The sequence below is a fragment of the Alcanivorax sp. UBA3183 genome (assembly GCF_002364155.1).
Taxonomy (GTDB): domain Bacteria; phylum Pseudomonadota; class Gammaproteobacteria; order Pseudomonadales; family Alcanivoracaceae; genus Alcanivorax; species Alcanivorax jadensis.
In genome coordinates this window covers 1-266 of record NZ_DEXN01000045.1, presented here as the reverse complement: position 1 = coordinate 266, position 266 = coordinate 1, and the positions used below count along the sequence as shown (strand labels likewise).

The following is a 266-nucleotide window of genomic DNA, read 5'->3' as shown; positions in this document are numbered from 1 at the left end:
GGTGGCGGTGGTCTGCCAGGTGCTGACGGCAACCCGCTGGAGCCGGTTCTGGCGCAGTTCTGCCCGGAAACCTCCATGGCCGATTTGGGTCCGACCACTCCGATCGACTGCCTGACCGAAGCCGGTGGTAACTTCGGCGACGTGCAGGACCTGTTGCTGGGTTCCAACCCGCTGACCGAGCAACTGTGCCCCGAAGCAGCGGCCAACAGCCCGATTGATCCTGCTGCCTGCTTTGAAGAAGCCGCCGGTGGCTTTGCCCCGGGTGG

At 65.4% G+C, this 266-nt stretch carries 1 protein-coding gene; it reads left to right on the top strand.

All coding sequences use genetic code 11. The features are described from left to right. The coding region (locus tag B3Q33_RS14250; RefSeq protein ID WP_286828256.1) for a hypothetical protein at positions 1 to 266 on the top strand (266 nt) is incomplete at both ends.